Source organism: Cytobacillus pseudoceanisediminis, assembly GCF_023516215.1.
GTDB classification, from domain to species: Bacteria; Bacillota; Bacilli; order Bacillales; family Cytobacillaceae; genus Cytobacillus; species Cytobacillus pseudoceanisediminis.
On sequence record NZ_CP097349.1, the window covers coordinates 1,518,231 to 1,533,501 of the forward strand.

19 protein-coding genes, 1 pseudogene and 1 riboswitch are annotated in these 15,271 nt (G+C 40.9%); of the genes and pseudogenes, 14 read left to right on the forward strand and 6 right to left on the reverse strand.

Translation table 11 applies throughout. The features are described from left to right. Positions 1-13 precede the first annotated feature (13 nt). From thiM to M5V91_RS08125, 12 genes and pseudogenes are all read left to right on the forward strand, one after another. Positions 14-841 (forward strand): hydroxyethylthiazole kinase, encoded by an 828-nt coding sequence (gene thiM / locus M5V91_RS08070; RefSeq protein ID WP_019379792.1) that lies wholly within the window; start codon positions 14-16, stop codon positions 839-841. Further along, a complete protein-coding gene (gene thiD / locus M5V91_RS08075) occupies positions 838-1,662 on the forward strand; it encodes a bifunctional hydroxymethylpyrimidine kinase/phosphomethylpyrimidine kinase (RefSeq protein WP_019379793.1) in 825 nt (274 codons plus the stop codon). Before thiM ends, thiD begins: the two co-directional genes overlap by 4 nt. Further along, positions 1,652-2,320, forward strand: a complete 669-nt coding sequence (gene thiE, locus M5V91_RS08080) for a thiamine phosphate synthase (protein ID WP_251174565.1) — start codon at positions 1,652-1,654, stop codon at positions 2,318-2,320. Before thiD ends, thiE begins: the two co-directional genes overlap by 11 nt. Positions 2,321-2,421: 101 nt before the next feature. Further along, positions 2,422-2,736 carry a hypothetical protein gene (locus tag M5V91_RS08085; protein WP_019379795.1) on the forward strand — a complete coding sequence of 105 codons (315 nt, stop codon included), beginning with the start codon at positions 2,422-2,424 and terminating at the stop codon, positions 2,734-2,736. A gap of 146 nt (positions 2,737-2,882) precedes the next feature. Beyond that, positions 2,883-3,638 carry an exodeoxyribonuclease III gene (xth, locus tag M5V91_RS08090; protein ID WP_251174566.1) on the forward strand — a complete coding sequence of 252 codons (756 nt, stop codon included), beginning with the start codon at positions 2,883-2,885 and terminating at the stop codon, positions 3,636-3,638. A gap of 85 nt (positions 3,639-3,723) precedes the next feature. Further along, positions 3,724-4,002: a replicative helicase loader/inhibitor gene (locus M5V91_RS08095; RefSeq protein WP_217031096.1), complete on the forward strand. Its 279-nt coding sequence runs from the start codon at positions 3,724-3,726 to the stop codon at positions 4,000-4,002. 66 nt (positions 4,003-4,068) lie between these two features. Beyond that, positions 4,069-4,168: riboswitch (guanidine-I (ykkC/yxkD leader) on the forward strand. 71 nt (positions 4,169-4,239) lie between these two features. After that, the gene (locus M5V91_RS08100; protein ID WP_009334485.1) at positions 4,240-4,572 is read left to right on the forward strand and encodes a DMT family transporter; all 333 of its coding nucleotides are present in this window, start codon (positions 4,240-4,242) and stop codon (positions 4,570-4,572) included. Beyond that, positions 4,569-4,882 (forward strand): annotated as a pseudogene (locus M5V91_RS08105) (DMT family transporter). Before M5V91_RS08100 ends, M5V91_RS08105 begins: the two are co-directional and overlap by 4 nt. Before the next feature lie 85 nt (positions 4,883-4,967). Next, on the forward strand, positions 4,968-5,816 hold the full coding sequence (murG, locus tag M5V91_RS08110) for an undecaprenyldiphospho-muramoylpentapeptide beta-N-acetylglucosaminyltransferase (protein ID WP_439649963.1): 849 nt from the start codon (positions 4,968-4,970) through the stop codon (positions 5,814-5,816). An 894-nt stretch (positions 5,817-6,710) separates the two neighbouring features. Further along, positions 6,711-7,169: a P-loop NTPase family protein gene (locus M5V91_RS08115; RefSeq protein ID WP_284521993.1), complete on the forward strand. Its 459-nt coding sequence runs from the start codon at positions 6,711-6,713 to the stop codon at positions 7,167-7,169. A gap of 41 nt (positions 7,170-7,210) precedes the next feature. After that, the gene (locus M5V91_RS08120) at positions 7,211-7,558 is read left to right on the forward strand and encodes a P-loop NTPase family protein (RefSeq protein ID WP_284521994.1); all 348 of its coding nucleotides are present in this window, start codon (positions 7,211-7,213) and stop codon (positions 7,556-7,558) included. Next, entirely contained in the window at positions 7,559-7,960 is a 402-nt protein-coding gene (locus M5V91_RS08125) for an HIT family protein (RefSeq protein WP_284521995.1), read from the forward strand. Between the two features lie 40 nt (positions 7,961-8,000). Here the strand turns inward: M5V91_RS08125 and M5V91_RS08130 are convergent, their stop codons facing one another. Both M5V91_RS08130 and M5V91_RS08135 read right to left on the reverse strand, forming a co-directional pair. After that, positions 8,001-9,014 carry an AI-2E family transporter gene (locus M5V91_RS08130; protein ID WP_009334490.1) on the reverse strand — a complete coding sequence of 338 codons (1,014 nt, stop codon included), beginning with the start codon at positions 9,012-9,014 and terminating at the stop codon, positions 8,001-8,003. Positions 9,015-9,051: 37 nt separating this feature from the next. Continuing rightward, positions 9,052-9,357: a hypothetical protein gene (locus M5V91_RS08135; protein ID WP_009334491.1), complete on the reverse strand. Its 306-nt coding sequence runs from the start codon at positions 9,355-9,357 to the stop codon at positions 9,052-9,054. A 116-nt stretch (positions 9,358-9,473) separates the two neighbouring features. Here M5V91_RS08135 and M5V91_RS08140 point away from each other — a divergent pair, with 116 nt between their 5' ends. Then, positions 9,474-10,319: an SDR family oxidoreductase gene (locus tag M5V91_RS08140; protein ID WP_009334492.1), complete on the forward strand. Its 846-nt coding sequence runs from the start codon at positions 9,474-9,476 to the stop codon at positions 10,317-10,319. Between the two features lie 381 nt (positions 10,320-10,700). On the opposite strand, the gene M5V91_RS08145 is transcribed toward M5V91_RS08140, so the two are convergent. Next, a complete protein-coding gene (locus M5V91_RS08145; protein WP_009334494.1) occupies positions 10,701-10,898 on the reverse strand; it encodes a hypothetical protein in 198 nt (65 codons plus the stop codon). Between the two features lie 163 nt (positions 10,899-11,061). Between M5V91_RS08145 and M5V91_RS08150 the strand changes: the two genes are divergently transcribed. Then, the gene (locus M5V91_RS08150; protein WP_284521996.1) at positions 11,062-12,123 is read left to right on the forward strand and encodes a metallophosphoesterase; all 1,062 of its coding nucleotides are present in this window, start codon (positions 11,062-11,064) and stop codon (positions 12,121-12,123) included. A gap of 105 nt (positions 12,124-12,228) precedes the next feature. On the opposite strand, the gene M5V91_RS08155 is transcribed toward M5V91_RS08150, so the two are convergent. From M5V91_RS08155 to M5V91_RS08165, 3 genes are all read right to left on the reverse strand, one after another. Next, positions 12,229-13,020 (reverse strand): putative hydro-lyase, encoded by a 792-nt coding sequence (locus tag M5V91_RS08155; protein WP_009334496.1) that lies wholly within the window; start codon positions 13,018-13,020, stop codon positions 12,229-12,231. Positions 13,021-13,040: 20 nt separating this feature from the next. Beyond that, positions 13,041-14,231 carry an NRAMP family divalent metal transporter gene (locus M5V91_RS08160; RefSeq protein WP_009334497.1) on the reverse strand — a complete coding sequence of 397 codons (1,191 nt, stop codon included), beginning with the start codon at positions 14,229-14,231 and terminating at the stop codon, positions 13,041-13,043. Positions 14,232-14,500: 269 nt separating this feature from the next. Continuing rightward, entirely contained in the window at positions 14,501-15,271 is a 771-nt protein-coding gene (locus M5V91_RS08165; RefSeq protein WP_019379805.1) for a LamB/YcsF family protein, read from the reverse strand.

Here is a 15,271-nt window from a genome sequence, read left to right on the forward strand (position 1 = left end):
AGGAGGATATTAGATGAACATTCAGGAGTTTAGCAGTCTATTGGAAAAAGTAAGAGTGTCAAACCCTCTTGTACATAACATTACAAATGTGGTGGTAACAAACTTTACTGCAAATGGCCTGCTGGCAATTGGGGCATCACCAGTAATGGCATATGCACATGAAGAGGCAGCTGAAATGGCTAAAATAGCTGGTGCATTGGTTCTCAATATGGGAACACTGACAGAAAAAGAAGTAAAAAGTATGCTCATAGCGGGTAAATCAGCAAATCAGCATGGGGTTCCAGTCATTTTCGACCCGGTTGGTGTCGGCGCCACGGCTTATCGCACAGATACAGCTAAAAGAATATTAGAAGAGTTAGATATTACCATCATAAGAGGGAATGCTGCAGAAATTGCCAACGCGGCAGGACAGAAATGGAGTATAAAGGGCGTAGATGCAATTGAAGCAGCAGGTAACACTTCAGAGCTTGCTAAGTCGGCAGCAAAAGAACTTGGTGCAGTAACCGTTATTACAGGAAAACAGGATATCGTTTCAGATGGAAAATCCACTTTTGCCATTAACAATGGCCATCCTCTTCTAACGAAAGTAACGGGTGCCGGATGTCTTCTTACTTCAATAATAGGAGCTTTCGCTGCTATTGAAAAGGATCCTGTAAAAGCGGCAGTAACTTCATTGGTCGTTTATGGCTCTGCAGCCGAAATCGCAGCAGAAAAATCGGATGGCAAAGGACCAGGCACTTTCCAAATAGAGTTTTTGAATAGCTTATATAACATTTCAGCTGCAGATGTTGAATCATATGGCTCTTTTGAAAAACGACCAGTTAGGAGGCAATATAAATGAAAGTGAACAAAGCTTTAACCATAGCGGGTTCTGATAGCGGCGGCGGCGCGGGCATTCAAGCTGACTTAAAAACATTTCAGGAACTCGGTGTTTTCGGCATGTCTGCTTTAACTGCGGTAACGGCTCAAAACACCAAGGGTGTTCAAGGAGTTTATCCAATGACAGCAGAGGCAGTTTCTGCTCAAATTCAGTCGATAGGAGAAGACCTCAGACCTGACGCTGTGAAGACAGGAATGCTTTTTAGTGCAGATATAATCGAGAGTGTTTCCAATGAAATTGTGAGATACGGCTGGAAAAATGTCGTCATAGATCCAGTAATGATAGCAAAGGGAGGAGCAAGTCTTCTTCAGAATGAAGCGATATTAGCGATGAAAAAGCATCTTATCCCTCTCTCTCTGGTGATTACCCCGAATATTCCAGAAGCAGAGGTTTTAACGGACATAAGAATTCGTTCACTAGAGGATAAAAGAGAAGCAGCAAAAAAACTGCATCACCTTGGAGCGAAAAATGTCATCATAAAAGGCGGCCATGATGAAGCAAAAGACATAGCAGCAGACCTTCTTTTTGACGGAGAAAGTTTTTCGGAATTTAAAAGCAGCAGAATACAAACAGCCAACACACATGGAACAGGCTGCACTTACTCGGCTGCCATCACCGCTGGCCTCGCTGACGGTCTTACCGTGCCAGAGGCTGTTGATCGGGCAAAAAAATTCATCCAGGCAGCAATTGAAAATGATTTAGGAATTGGCAGCGGTCATGGACCTACCAATCACTGGGCGTTCAATAAAAGGAAGAAGGAGGCTGAAGTATATGGCTGTTAATCCGCAGGCAATGAGAAGCTTATTAAAAGTATACTTCATAATGGGCAGCACAAATTGCTGCCAGAATCCTGAAAATGTCCTTCAAGCAGCCATCAAGGGAGGCATTACGTTATTTCAATTCCGTGAAAAAGGAGCAGGATGCCTTCATGGTAAAGAAAAGGAATCGCTCGCAAAAAAGCTTCAAGCAATCTGCAAACAGAGCAATATCCCTTTTATTGTCAATGATGATATTGAATTGGCAGTTAAAATAAATGCAGATGGTGTCCATATAGGCCAGGACGATGAAGCAGCCGATGTGGTCCGCAGGAAAATTGGCAGCAAAATCCTGGGAGTCTCAGTGCACAGCATGCAGGAAGCGGAAACAGCGATCCGTCAAGGCGCAGATTACATTGGCATAGGGCCTATTTATCCGACATCCACAAAGGCAGATGCCAAAGCAGTACAGGGACTTACTTTTTTGACAGAATTAAGATCTGCCGACATCCAAATTCCTGTTGTAGGAATAGGCGGAATTACTTCTGAAAATGCATCTCCCCTAATTGAGGCAGGAGCAGACGGTGTTTCTGTCATTTCTGCAATCAGCCAGGCGGATTCACCAGAAAAAGCAGCCGCCAAGTTATATGATTCAGTAAATAGAATAATGAGAAATGCCCATTGATTTGGGCATTTTTTATTGTATGCATGTTTGAAATTCTAAGGTTTATCCCAATCTATTGAGGATAGCTCACTAACAAACAATAGAAACAGAGGGATGAACAATTGAAAAAGTGGATGGAATCAGGCCTCTATGTTCAAGTGGCAGCTTTCATGCTGGTCGTCTATTATGGCTTCATTTCAGGTCTTGTGGCTGAGGAAACTCATATCGCAGAATTCGAAGGTAGAATAGAGGAAAAATATCGGCAGACCTCGGTTGATAATTACTTGAGCAACTTCAGCACGCATGAAGAATATTGGATTCGGCTGGATAATGGCAAAGCCTTTGAGCTGACGGCATCATTATATGAAAGTATTAAGCGGGGTGAAAAGGTCAAATTAGTGCAAATGAATGCCGGTACCATGATATTCAGGCAATAGAGCACCGCTAATTAAAGTATGCTGCATTTGCCAGTAATTTTTGTTGTTTGCCATTCCCGTTACAGTACTTTAACTGTGCAAGTATTGAATATCCGTGGTAATGTTGTATTCAGACAGATTTTTTAACATAAGGAGATATAATAGCAATGAAACTCGTTTCATGGAATGTGAATGGCATAAGGGCATGTGTGAAAAAAGGATTCATGGATTACTTCAAAGAAGTGGATGCAGACATATTTTGCATTCAGGAATCCAAACTGCAGGAAGGACAGATCGAGCTCATACTGGAAGGCTATCACCAATACTGGAATTATGCGATAAAAAAAGGATATTCCGGTACAGCTGTATTTACAAAAAAAGAGCCGCTCTCTGTTCGCTATGGATTGGGCGATGACGAAACAGAACCTGAAGGCAGGATTCTCACGCTTGAGTATGAAGGCTTTTATCTTGTTAATGTCTATACTCCGAATTCACAGCGTGACCTGGCCCGGCTTCCATACCGTCTTGAGTGGGAAGAGCGGATCCGGGAGTATTTACTCGGCCTGGATCAGATTAAGCCTGTGATCATGTGCGGGGACTTAAACGTGGCTCATTTCGAAATAGATTTAAAAAATGCTAAATCCAACAGGGGCAACTCAGGCTTTACTGATGAAGAACGTGGAAAAATGACCAGACTGCTTGGATCCGGGTTTGTTGATGCATTCCGCTATAAATATCCCGAAGCGGAAGGAGCATATACCTGGTGGTCCTACATGGCCAAGGTAAGAGAGCGGAATATCGGCTGGCGGATTGATTATTTTATTGTGTCCGAAAAGCTAAAAGAAAGAATACTAGATTCACAGATCCACTGCGACATTATGGGCAGCGATCATTGCCCGGTAGCTCTTGAATTGGAAATATAAAGCGAAACCCCTGCCAGTTGCAGGGGTATTGTTTTAGTAAAAAAGGCAATAATTGAATTAACGTTAATCATAAAGGATGGGGTAAATGAACAAAACAGAGATGCTGAAGCTTTTTGTTCTTATTGAAAGAATATATCCGCCTTTTCGGATCAAAAACGAAATCGTTAATTATTATTTTAATTATTGCCAGCAATTCGACTATGAGATGGCTCTGAGCTGCATAATAGGTCATATAAGAAAAAGCCCCTATCCGCCATCACTCAGTCATATTGCATCGAGATGCTCATTGCATTCTTTATCAGCTGAAATATCAGACAGCCGGAATTGGGAAAAAGAATATGTCCTTGCTAATCATGTGTCTTGATATCTATTTCCATTCATTATTATGGAAAAGGGGCTTTTATTTTGTTATAATGCCAGTAAATCTAATAAAAAGGTTTTCTAGGGTTCCGCAGCAGCTGCTGGCCTGGTCCGAGAGAAAACTCATAGCTATAAAAGCTATGCCACGGAAGGATAAAAGCCTGGGAGATACTGTTCATCAGATATCTTCCGGGCTTTTTCTTTTTCCGGGAATAATATTCGTAAAAAAGGGGCTGATTTCATGCAGTGGCTGAAGGTATTTATAGCCGCATTTTTTGAAGTGTTTTGGGTGATTGGGTTAAAGCATGCGGATGATCCATTATCATGGGCAGGGACCATCCTATGCATAGCAGTCAGTTTTTATTTGATGATAATGGCTGGCAAAGTCCTGCCTGTGGGAACGGTATATGCGGTCTTTGTGGGCTTGGGCACTGCTGGTACAGTTTTATCTGAAATTGTATTTTTCGGAGAGCCTTTGAAATTATCTAAAATAATTCTTGTTCTTATTTTGTTATTAGGTGTTTTAGGCTTAAAGCTGGTGACAAACGAAGATAAAGGAGCTGAAGCTTCATGAGCTGGGTGTTTCTTATTCTGGCTGGGCTTTTTGAAATGACAGGTGTCACCATGATTAACAGCTGGCACAAAAAAGGAATTGGCAATCATTTTTCCTGCTGATTGGCGGTTTTGGCGCCAGCTTCATATTTCTTGCGCTGGCCATGAAAGAACTGCCGATGGGGACAGCCTATGCGGTCTGGACTGGAATTGGTGCCGCTGGAGGAGCCATTCTTGGCATGATTCTGTACGGAGAGCCCAAAGATGTAAAACGGATATTTTTTATTGCAATGGTATTAAGTGCTGCAATCGGACTTAAACTTGTATCTTAGATGTATAATGTAATTAAAATTGGTTTAGGCAGGTAGGAAATGAAAAAAATACAATTGTTTTTACAGGGGCGGCTCTGCCGGCCATGTGACTCCAAATATCGCCATAATAAATGAACTTTCCCAAGGAGAATGGGATATTCACTATATCGGCTCAATAAAGGGAATCGAAAAAGAATTGATTTCTGAAATGAACATACCTTATTACGGAATTAACAGCGGAAAACTCCGCCGCTACATGGATAAAGAAAATATAAAAGATCTTTTTCGTGTATTAAAAGGGATTATCGAAGCACGAAAGCTGCTTAAAAAGCTGAAGCCAAAGCTTGTATTTTCAAAAGGCGGATTTGTATCGGTCCCTGTTATAATTGCGGCAAGCTCATTAAAAATACCAATATATATTCATGAAAGTGACCTGACTCCAGGACTTGCAAACAAAATTTCTCAGCGGTTTGCAGACAGGATTTTTACTTCATTCGATGAAGCTGCGTCGCATTTTCCTGCAAGAAAGACTACGGCTATAGGATCTCCGATCAGAAGGGAAATCTTCTCCGGTGAAAAGGAGAGGGGAAGGGCGCTTCTAGGGTTCACGGATGAAAGGCCAATCTTGACTGTAATGGGCGGCAGTCTGGGGGCTAAGAAAATGAATGAAACGATCCGGGAATCCCTTCAGGAGCTGACTTCTATATACCAAATTGTTCATCTATGCGGCAAAGGTCAAAAGGATGAGAGTTTAATAAACATTAAAGGCTACAGACAATTTGAGTACATCAGCAACGAGCTTGCTGATATCCTCGCTGCTACAGATACAGTCGTCACCAGAGGAGGATCCAATGCCATTTTTGAATTTCTTGCTTTGAAGCTTCCTATGCTCATCATCCCGCTAACCAAAAAACAAAGCAGGGGGACCAAATACAAAATGCAGAATCCTTCTTAAAAAAGGATTCTCCCTTACATTGGAAGAGGAGAAATTAACAAAAGAAAGCCTTCTTGAATCCCTGGATAAACTTGAAAAAAGACGAGGACAAATCATCAATAACATGCAAGCCTCGCCAATGAGCGATGCACTAACGGTTTTGATAAAGGAAATTAACAAACACCGCAGATAATTTTGAGTGCAGGCTTTTATATGATCTTGGCGACGAAAATTCAGTGGCTTATTACTGAATGGGCGACATAGAACCTTCATGAAGACGAAAATTCAGTGACGCACCTTAAAATGGTTCACATAGAGCGTTTATGAAGACGAAAATTCAGTGGCTCATTAAAAAATGGGCGACATAGAACCTTCATGAAGACGAAAATTCAATGGCTTATCAAAAAATGGTCGACATGGACCATTCATAAAGACGAAAATTCAATGGCTCACCAACAAATGGGACCATAGAGCCTTTATGAAGACGAAAATTCAGTGGCTCACCAACAAATGGTCGCCATAGAGCTTTCATGAAGACGAAAATTTAATGCTTCACCAACAAATGGTCGCCATAGAGCCTTCATGAAGACGAAAATTCAGTGGTGCACCAACAATTGGGCGCATAGAGCGTTCATAAAGACGAAAATTCAATGGCTCACCTTAAAAAGGTCTCAATGAAGTGTTCAAAAAAACAATATTTAGTCCCCACACATAAAAAGGTCGACATAGTACGTTTATGGCGACAAAAACTGGTGGGCTCACCAAAAAGCTATTAATATCCAAGACAATTTCCCATAAAAAAATTCAGCAATAAAATAAACCTCTTCCAAACGACAAACAGTTAATAATGCTGTTTGTTTTTCTTTTTATGCATTACAATAGAATGCGAATTCTAAATATTGTGAAGGTGATTCGATGGATACAAAATTAATTTTAATCGAGGGTCTGCCTGGTTCAGGCAAATCTACTACTGCAAGATTGGTTCATGAAATTTTGATGCAAAACGGTATTGAGTCAGAGCTGTACTGCGAAGGGGATCTGAATCATCCGGCAGATTATGAGAGCGTCGCCTATTTTGAAAATGACCAGTGGCATCGATTACTGGAAGAATATAGTGCATTCAGAGACCAAATTATCGAAAATTGCATTCCGGAAGATAATGGCTATTTATTGCCTTATAAAAAGCTTGTACCTGACATTCCAGACACATTTTATGAGAAAGTATCTAAAAAGGATATCTATGAGCTTCCTTTGGATCAAAATATGAAACTTATAATCAATAATTGGGAACGATTTTCAACGCGAGCTGCCAGCGGCAAAAAGTACATATTTTTGAATGCTGTTTTATACAGAATCCTGTTACAGTCGGTATGATTAAATATGGAGCTCCGCTTACAAAGGTTCGGAATTATGTATTGGCATTGGAAAATTCCGTGAAAAAGCTGAATCCGATATTAATTTATATCAGTCAGGATAACCTTGACTACTCTTTCAGGAAAGCGATAAAAGAACGGCCACAATCCTGGTCTGAAGGTTTTATCAATTATTATACCGATCAAGGATATGGAAAGAAAAATCATTTAAGCGGGGAAGAAGGCACTTTAAAGGTTCTTAAAGCCAGGAGGCAGGCTGAAGAGGAAATCTTGAAGAAGCTGTCCATTCGAAAGGCTGTAATCAATAACTCTGCATTTGATGAGCATTCACATAAAGCCGCTTTGGAGAAGTTGTTGATAAATCACCCCGCAAAGAAAGGAAAAAATTAAATGCCGCATCAGGATCATTGTCCTTTTTGCAGTCCGCACAAGGACCCTCTTCAAAATATCATTTTTGAAAACAGCACTTGTTATTTTCTTCAGCACGATAAAGAACAGGACGTATTGGAGGGCTGTGGGGTCATAGTGCCAAAAGCGCACCATTCCGATGCTTTTCACCTGACAGCGGAAGAATGGAATGATACATATGTACTTTTGCAAAAAGCTAAGGATTATTTAGATAAAAAGTATGCACCAGATGGATATACGCTTGGCTGGAATGTGGGCGATGCTTCAAATCAATCCATTCTTCACAGCCATCTGCACGTCATTCCAAGATATAATGATGAACCACACGCAGGAAAAGGGCTCAGGCATTGGCTGAAGCAGCCCGATAATAAAAGGGGATTCTGAAAAGATGAAAAAACACACAGTGGGACTGTGTGTTTTTAAATTACTGAATTTTCGGCGGATTGCTCTTGACTTCAAGAACATCCAGCATAAATACAAACACTGGTATACCGACGATTAATCCCCAAACACCGAAGAAATGTTCAGAGAAAATCAGGACAATAAAGGTATAAAAGACCGGCAAATCCGTTTTGGAAGACATAAGCTTCGGATTTAAAATATACGCTTCAATTGCGTGGATCACCATAATGACCAGTACTATATAAAATACTTGGATGAATCCGCCGAGAGAATAGGCGATTGTACAGAGCGGGACAAGCGAAATAATGACACCTGCTACAGGAATTAATCCCAGCAGGAAAATCAGAATTGACAATCCCATCAGCTGTGGAAAGTCCATGATCCATAGAGCAAGTGTTGTCAGGATGCAATTGACTGTGGCAATGACAAACTGCGCCTCGATTACTTTCCCGAATGTTTGCACAAATTTACTTCCAAAATACTCGATTTCATTATAAAAGTCAGCGATTTTGCTGTGCTTAAATTTCAAGGTGAATTCAATCAGTTTCGGTTTTTCAAGCAGGAAAAACAAGCTAAGGATTAGAGACAGCAATACCTGTACGGCAATATGACTAATATCGGAAAAATATTGAAGCAGGAACGCAAAGCCCTGTTCAAGATATTTCGTAATTTCATTTGTTTCGAGCATTTGAACAATATATGTAATTACGATATTGTCATGTTTTTGGGTGTAAAAGCTTTCAACCTGTTTAAACAGCTGTGATATTTCAGATACAATTAAAGGGAGGTACTTGATAATCCCTATAGAAAGCAGGCCGATAATTCCCATATAAAGGGTTATGACCGTCAGTTTCCTATTCAGTTTAAATCTCGAGAGGACAAGCTTCACAAGCCTATCCATCAAAAATGAAAATATAAATGTAATCAGAATTAAATTAATCATGCTCCTCAGCAGGTAAAGAGCCAGGACAATAATTCCAAAAATAATGAATCGTTTGATGCTGTTATTATTTAAAAATGATTTTATCGTTTCCAATTTCATTCCTCCACACTTTTTAAGTTTCTTTAAAATTTCATGAAATGCGGAGATAGTTACTCTGGAACATATATGGGATCATGTATTCATTGCTTCTGTGAATTGCATGGGAGTTTAGCGCCTGAAAATGGATCCGGTATTCTTTATAATAGGTCAGCTTCGCCGTAAATTTTACTGCAGCTGCTAATGTGCTGCTCAATGCAGGGCTTTTAAGGGCAGGTGAATCAATAACAATGGCATTTCCCTTCAAATGCACATTGAAATCAATCGGCTCCTGGCTTTGCTGCAATGATGAAGACAAACCGGATACAAGCAGGAAAATGCTGAAAAATATGTGTGCCACCTTGTTCATCCTCTTATTATCAATATATTTACTATTTTATAATACTTTTTCATTTAATTATATATCTATTTACAGTCGAATTGGAAAAAATCATTACGAAGAAAGGATGATGATAGTTGGATAGGAAATATGCTGCCGTTACAGGCTGTTCCAGCGGGTTTGGAACCTTGATGGCCATTGAGCTGGCTAAGAATGATTTTCAAGTTATTGCAACAATGAGAAATACGAATAAAAGCAAATTATTAATGGAGAAAGCTAGACGAGAGGGAGTTCATGAACAGATATCCATTCACGAATTGGATGTCACCTCGTCCTCATCCATAGAAGGTTTTAAAAACCTGATCCTTCAATTGCCTTCAATTGATGTTTTAATCAATAATGCAGGCTATGCAGGAGCAGGATTTGCGGAAGAAATACCGCTGGAGGAGTATAGAAATCAATTTGAGACAAACGTTTTTGGAACGTTTGCAGTAACACAAGCGGTTCTGCCATTTATGCGAAAACAAAGAACAGGAACCATCTTAAATGTAAGTTCCATCAGCGGAAGAATCGGGTTTCCAGGCTTATCGCCATATGCCGCATCAAAATTTGCTGTAGAAGGGTGGAGTGAATCACTTAGACTTGAAATGAAACCGTTTGGCGTAAATGTTGTCCTGATTGAGCCAGGATCTTTCAGGACTGGCATCTGGACAACAGGGAAAAAGATAGCGGAACCATCCTTGAAAAAAGATTCACCTTATTATCCATATATGACAAAAATTCAAAATTACCTTGAACAAGGCGAGCCCTTTTATGAAGATCCGCTAATCGTAGCGAAAAAAGCAGTGAGCATTCTCAGGGAAAAAGAACCTTCACTCAGGTACCCGGTAGGAAAGGGTGTACGCACAAGAATACGCCTGAAAAACGTACTGAACTGGAAAAGCTGGGAGAAAATCATAATAAAAACTCTTTACAAAAAATAGAAGTTTTTTTCAAAGTTTGTTGTTTTTTACTCCAAATTTTATTTAATCTGCTGAGTTGATCTTCGCTGTGGGCACTTGATCCTTGAAAATGCATACGCATTTTCTTCGTGCGGTGATGATTCAAGGAAGACAATTCAAAGTCCTTCGGGAGGAGAGGGAGTAAGAGACCCCACAAGCGAAGCAAAGGAGTCTCTCATGCCTCCCCGCGGAAAGCAACGGACATCATTAAACACTAAAACAACAACAAATTAACTTATAAACAAATACACCGTAATTATTATCCCAACGATAAAAAAAGCAAATGTCCCTGAAAGAAACGGATTGATATGAATGAAAAATTCAGCTCTTTCTTCTTCATTCATATGAGTCATCATATTTAGCTTAATCAGCAATCACATTATTTGTCCAGGCATCATCCTGTGAAAAAGCAAATAGGCTTAATGCAAAAAGAATAAAGCTGCTGTAGGCAATGGTATCAAGCAGAGGGAAGTGAAGAAAAAACGAAATACCCGCTGCTAAAATTGATTCTAAAATAAAGAACAACAATGCCCAAACCCAGAATTTTTTTTGTCTAACCATGCAGGACCTCCTATTTTTGTTTTCTTTTATAACGAATAGGATGATAAAAAGTTTCAAAATTTTCCTTTTTTCTTCTTTTTTCTTAAGCCCCCAATCTCTGATTAATTTTCATGTATCGAGAGAAAATAAGAAAACTTATCTTAGATCATCTGGGGGAGATGGAATGAAAAAGGGAATGAAAAAATACTTAATCACGCTGTTATTATTCATAGCCCTGCTGATTGTCTGGAACCAGACGGAAGCTGAAGTCTCCGGACCGCCAACCATCCATCTGCGCCTGATGGAAACAACGGATTTGCATGGAAATATGATTGGTTATGATTACGAAGACCGCAAGAAAACAGTGGAGTTTGGGCTTTCAAGAACGGCCAGCTTGATTAAACAGGCAAGAAATGAGTCTCCTAATTCCCTTCTATTTGATAATGGGGACATTCTTGAAGGCAACGGACTCGATGAGTATGCCTATAGAAGCCATCCGCTTGACATGGCTAATGTCCATCCTGTTTTTAAAGCCATGAATACTCTGCTTTATGATGCTGCTACGGTGGGAAATCATGAATTTAATTACGGAATTGATTTTATGGAAGAAAGCCTCAGGGGGGCTAACTTTCCTTATGTCAATGCCAATATATATGTTGAAGACAGCAATCAGCTCGATGAGGATGATTTGAATTATTTTAATCCCTATACCATTATAGAGAAAGAAGTGACAGATACAGCCGGGGAGAAGCATAAGCTGAAAGTTGGAGTCATCGGCTTTATCACACCGATTGTTGCGGAATGGAATAAGGAGTATTTTCACGGAAACCTTAAAGTGAAAAATATAAAGGAAACTGCCGAGCATTTTATCCCTATTATGAAAAGCAAAGGGGCAGATATTATTGTGGCTCTTGCCCATACAGGTCTAGAGTCCGATAAAGGACTGGATGAAAAAAAGGGCAACTCAGTTCATGCCCTCAGCAAGGTTAAAGGATTAGATGCCATTCTATTCGGGCACAGCCATTCTGTTTTTCCTGTCAAAGATGAACTGCAAAAGCTGCCTGGAATCGACTTAAAGACTGGCACCATTAACGGAACTGCTGCAGTCCAAGCTGGATATTGGGGCAATCATCTTGGTCTCATCGATTTGAAAATTGTTTTCCAGGATAGCGAATGGAAAGTTAAAAGCAGTCTTTCGTCGATCAGGCCCGTTTACCGGACAATCAATAAAAAAGCAGGGAAGTAATACCCGCAGACCCAATAATTGAGCAGATTATGAAAAAAGATCATCATGATGCCCTGAATTATTTGAAAAATAAAAAGTAAAAGGCGCCCATGGGACGCCTTTTTCCTATAAAACCGAAAACTCCTCATTTTTCAAATCAGTAATAAACATATGTCCCGGAGCATGTGTAATCATAATTTCCGGCTTCACATGCATGGCAACTGCCTGGGGTGTTACCCCGCAGGCCCAGAAAACCGGTACCTCTCCATCTTTAATGGTCACAGGGTCCCCAAAATCTGGGCGTTGGATATTGCTAATGCCGATTGCTTCTGGATTTCCAATATGGACAGGGGCCCCATGGACAGATGGGAAGCGGCTTGTCACCTGTACAGCCCTAATGGCTTCCTTTTCTGTCATCGGACGCATACTCACTACCATCGGGCCTTCAAACCGGCCTGCACCCACACAGCCAATATTGGTTTTATACATCGGGACATTCCGATTTTCCTCAATATGGCGGATAGGGATATTATTTTTGAGCAATGCGTCTTCGAATGTAAAACTGCATCCGAGCAGAAATGCTACCATATCATCATTCCAATAAGATGTTATATCTGAAAGTTCCTCAGCGAGCTCTCCGTTTTTATATACCCTGTATTTTGGCAGGTCGGTTCTAATATCAGCATTTGGAGCTGACAGCATTGGCACTGGTGAACCTGGTTCAGTCACATCAATGATTGGACATGATTTAGGATTACGCTGGCAGAAGAGCAGAAATTCAAAGGCCAGCTCCTTTGGCAATATAGCCAGATTAGCTTGAATAAAGCCATTAGCCATTCCTGCAGTTGGATCATCCCAATCCTTTACACGGATTAATTTGCGCGCCTCTTCGGGATTCAATTGAGAAGGGGTGATCATATGAAAATCTCCTTTCATGCTTATTTAAATAGCTCGGGGATACCATTGATTAATGAATAAACCCCCATGTAAGACATGGCTATCACGATAATGACTCCGAAAATCGTCATCCAAAGGGGATGTTTATAATCACCGACAATTTTGGTTTTATAGGCAGCAATCAGCATTACACCTAGTGCAATCGGCAGGATAAGCCCGTTTAATGAACCAACTAAAACCAATATTTTTACCGGTTTTCCAATCAAAACAAAAACAAATGTAGAAATGGCGATAAAACCGACAATGACCCATTTATGATATTTCTCGACAGCAGGGCTCAATGTCCGAATGAATGAGACCGATGTATAAGCTGCACCGACAACAGAAGTTATGGCAGCTGCCCACATAACTACTCCAAACATCTTATATCCAATATTCCCCGCTGCCAGCTGGAAGACAGAAGCAGGAGGGTTGGATGGATCGAGTGCAAGGCCCTGTGAAACCACACCCAGTGCGGCAAGGAACAGGAAGATACGCATAATGGAAGCAATCCCGATTGCACTGACAGAGCTCTTTGTGACTTCCGGCAGAGCTTCTTTTCCTTTGACTCCAGCATCAATTAAACGATGCCCGCCAGCGAAGGTAATATAACCGCCAACCGTTCCGCCGACTAGTGTAATAATGGCCAGAATATCAATTTTATCCGGCACGAACGTTTTGACAACAGCTTCACCAACAGGAGGCTGTGCAGTAAACATTACATAAAGAGTTAATCCAATCATGACAAATCCTAAAATCTGTGTGAAACGGTCCATTAATCTGCCCGCTTCTTTTACAAGAAAGATGCCGATTGCCAAAATTCCGCTTAGAAGGGCGCCCAATTCAGGGGATATACCGAAAATAACATTTGTACCTAACCCGGCACCGGCAATATTCCCAATATTAAAAGCAAGACCGCCCATGACAATCAGGGCAGCAAGGAAATATCCCAGTCCCGGAAGGACATCGTTGGCAATATCCTGTGCGCGCTTTTCAGAAACGGCTATGATTCGCCAGATATTCATCTGTGCCCCAATATCGATAATAATAGAAATTAAAATTACAAATCCAAAACTCGCAAGCAGGGTTTCTGTAAATACTGTCGTTTGTGTCAGAAAGCCTGGTCCAATGGCAGAAGTGGCCATAAGGAATGCGGCACCCAGCAAAAGACTGGCATTAGATTGCTTTTTCATTCATTTTCCCCCAATAATTCTATTTGTGGTTATCTTTCGTGCTTCTTTTACCTTGCATCAGCACTATTTGTAATGATTGAGTTCCATTCGCGCTAGAGTATTCTTCTTCAACAGAACTATTCCCGACAATCGCCCCTAAAAGCCTGCACGCTATTTTTTAAAACCTCATATGCACTATTTCAACCCGATGAGAACATCGGAATCCCCGCAAGATAAATAAGTCTCCTTAAAGGGGCACCAACTTTTCATTACTTCCACGAATATCGGTTTTATTTCAAAAACTCGCTGATTTTCGCTACCTGGATTCCTGCTTCATTCAGTGCCTTCGGAATATATTGGGCAAATTCAAGTGCGCTTTCCCCGTCACCATGGATGCATATCGTATTGGCCTCAATGGAAACGTCAGTACCCTGGACAGAATGAACCTTTCCTTCCTTGACCATGCGGATTACCTGATTTACAGCTTCGCTATGATCTGTAATAAGTGCATTGTGTTCCCTTCTTGAAGTAAGAGTTCCATCCTCCTGGTACGTGCGGTCTGAGAACACCTCATTTGCAGAGCGGAGTCCAATTTTCCTGCCGGCTTTTACTAATTCGCTTCCTGAGAGCCCGAAAAGAATCAGTTCAGGATCCACTTTATAAACCGCTTCTGCGATTGCTTCTGATAATGGTGCGCTTTTTGAGGCCATGTTGAATAATGCACCGTGCGGTTTTACATGCTGAAGCTTTCCGCCTTCAGATTTAACAAAGGCATACAAAGCACCAATTTGATAGACCACTAAGTCATAAGCTTCCTGAGGGGTTATGTTTATATCCCTCCGGCCGAATCCATGCAGATCCTGGAGTCCCGGATGGACACCCAGGCCAACATTCTTCTCAAGTGCCATCTTAACTGTTTTTCGCATGGTCGCAGGGTCGCCGGCATGAAAGCCGCATGCAATATTGGCAGAAGTAATATAATCAAGTATTTCCTCATCGCTCCCCATCTTGTATGAACCAAAGCTTTCTCCCATATCACAATTAATGTCTACAATGTGCAT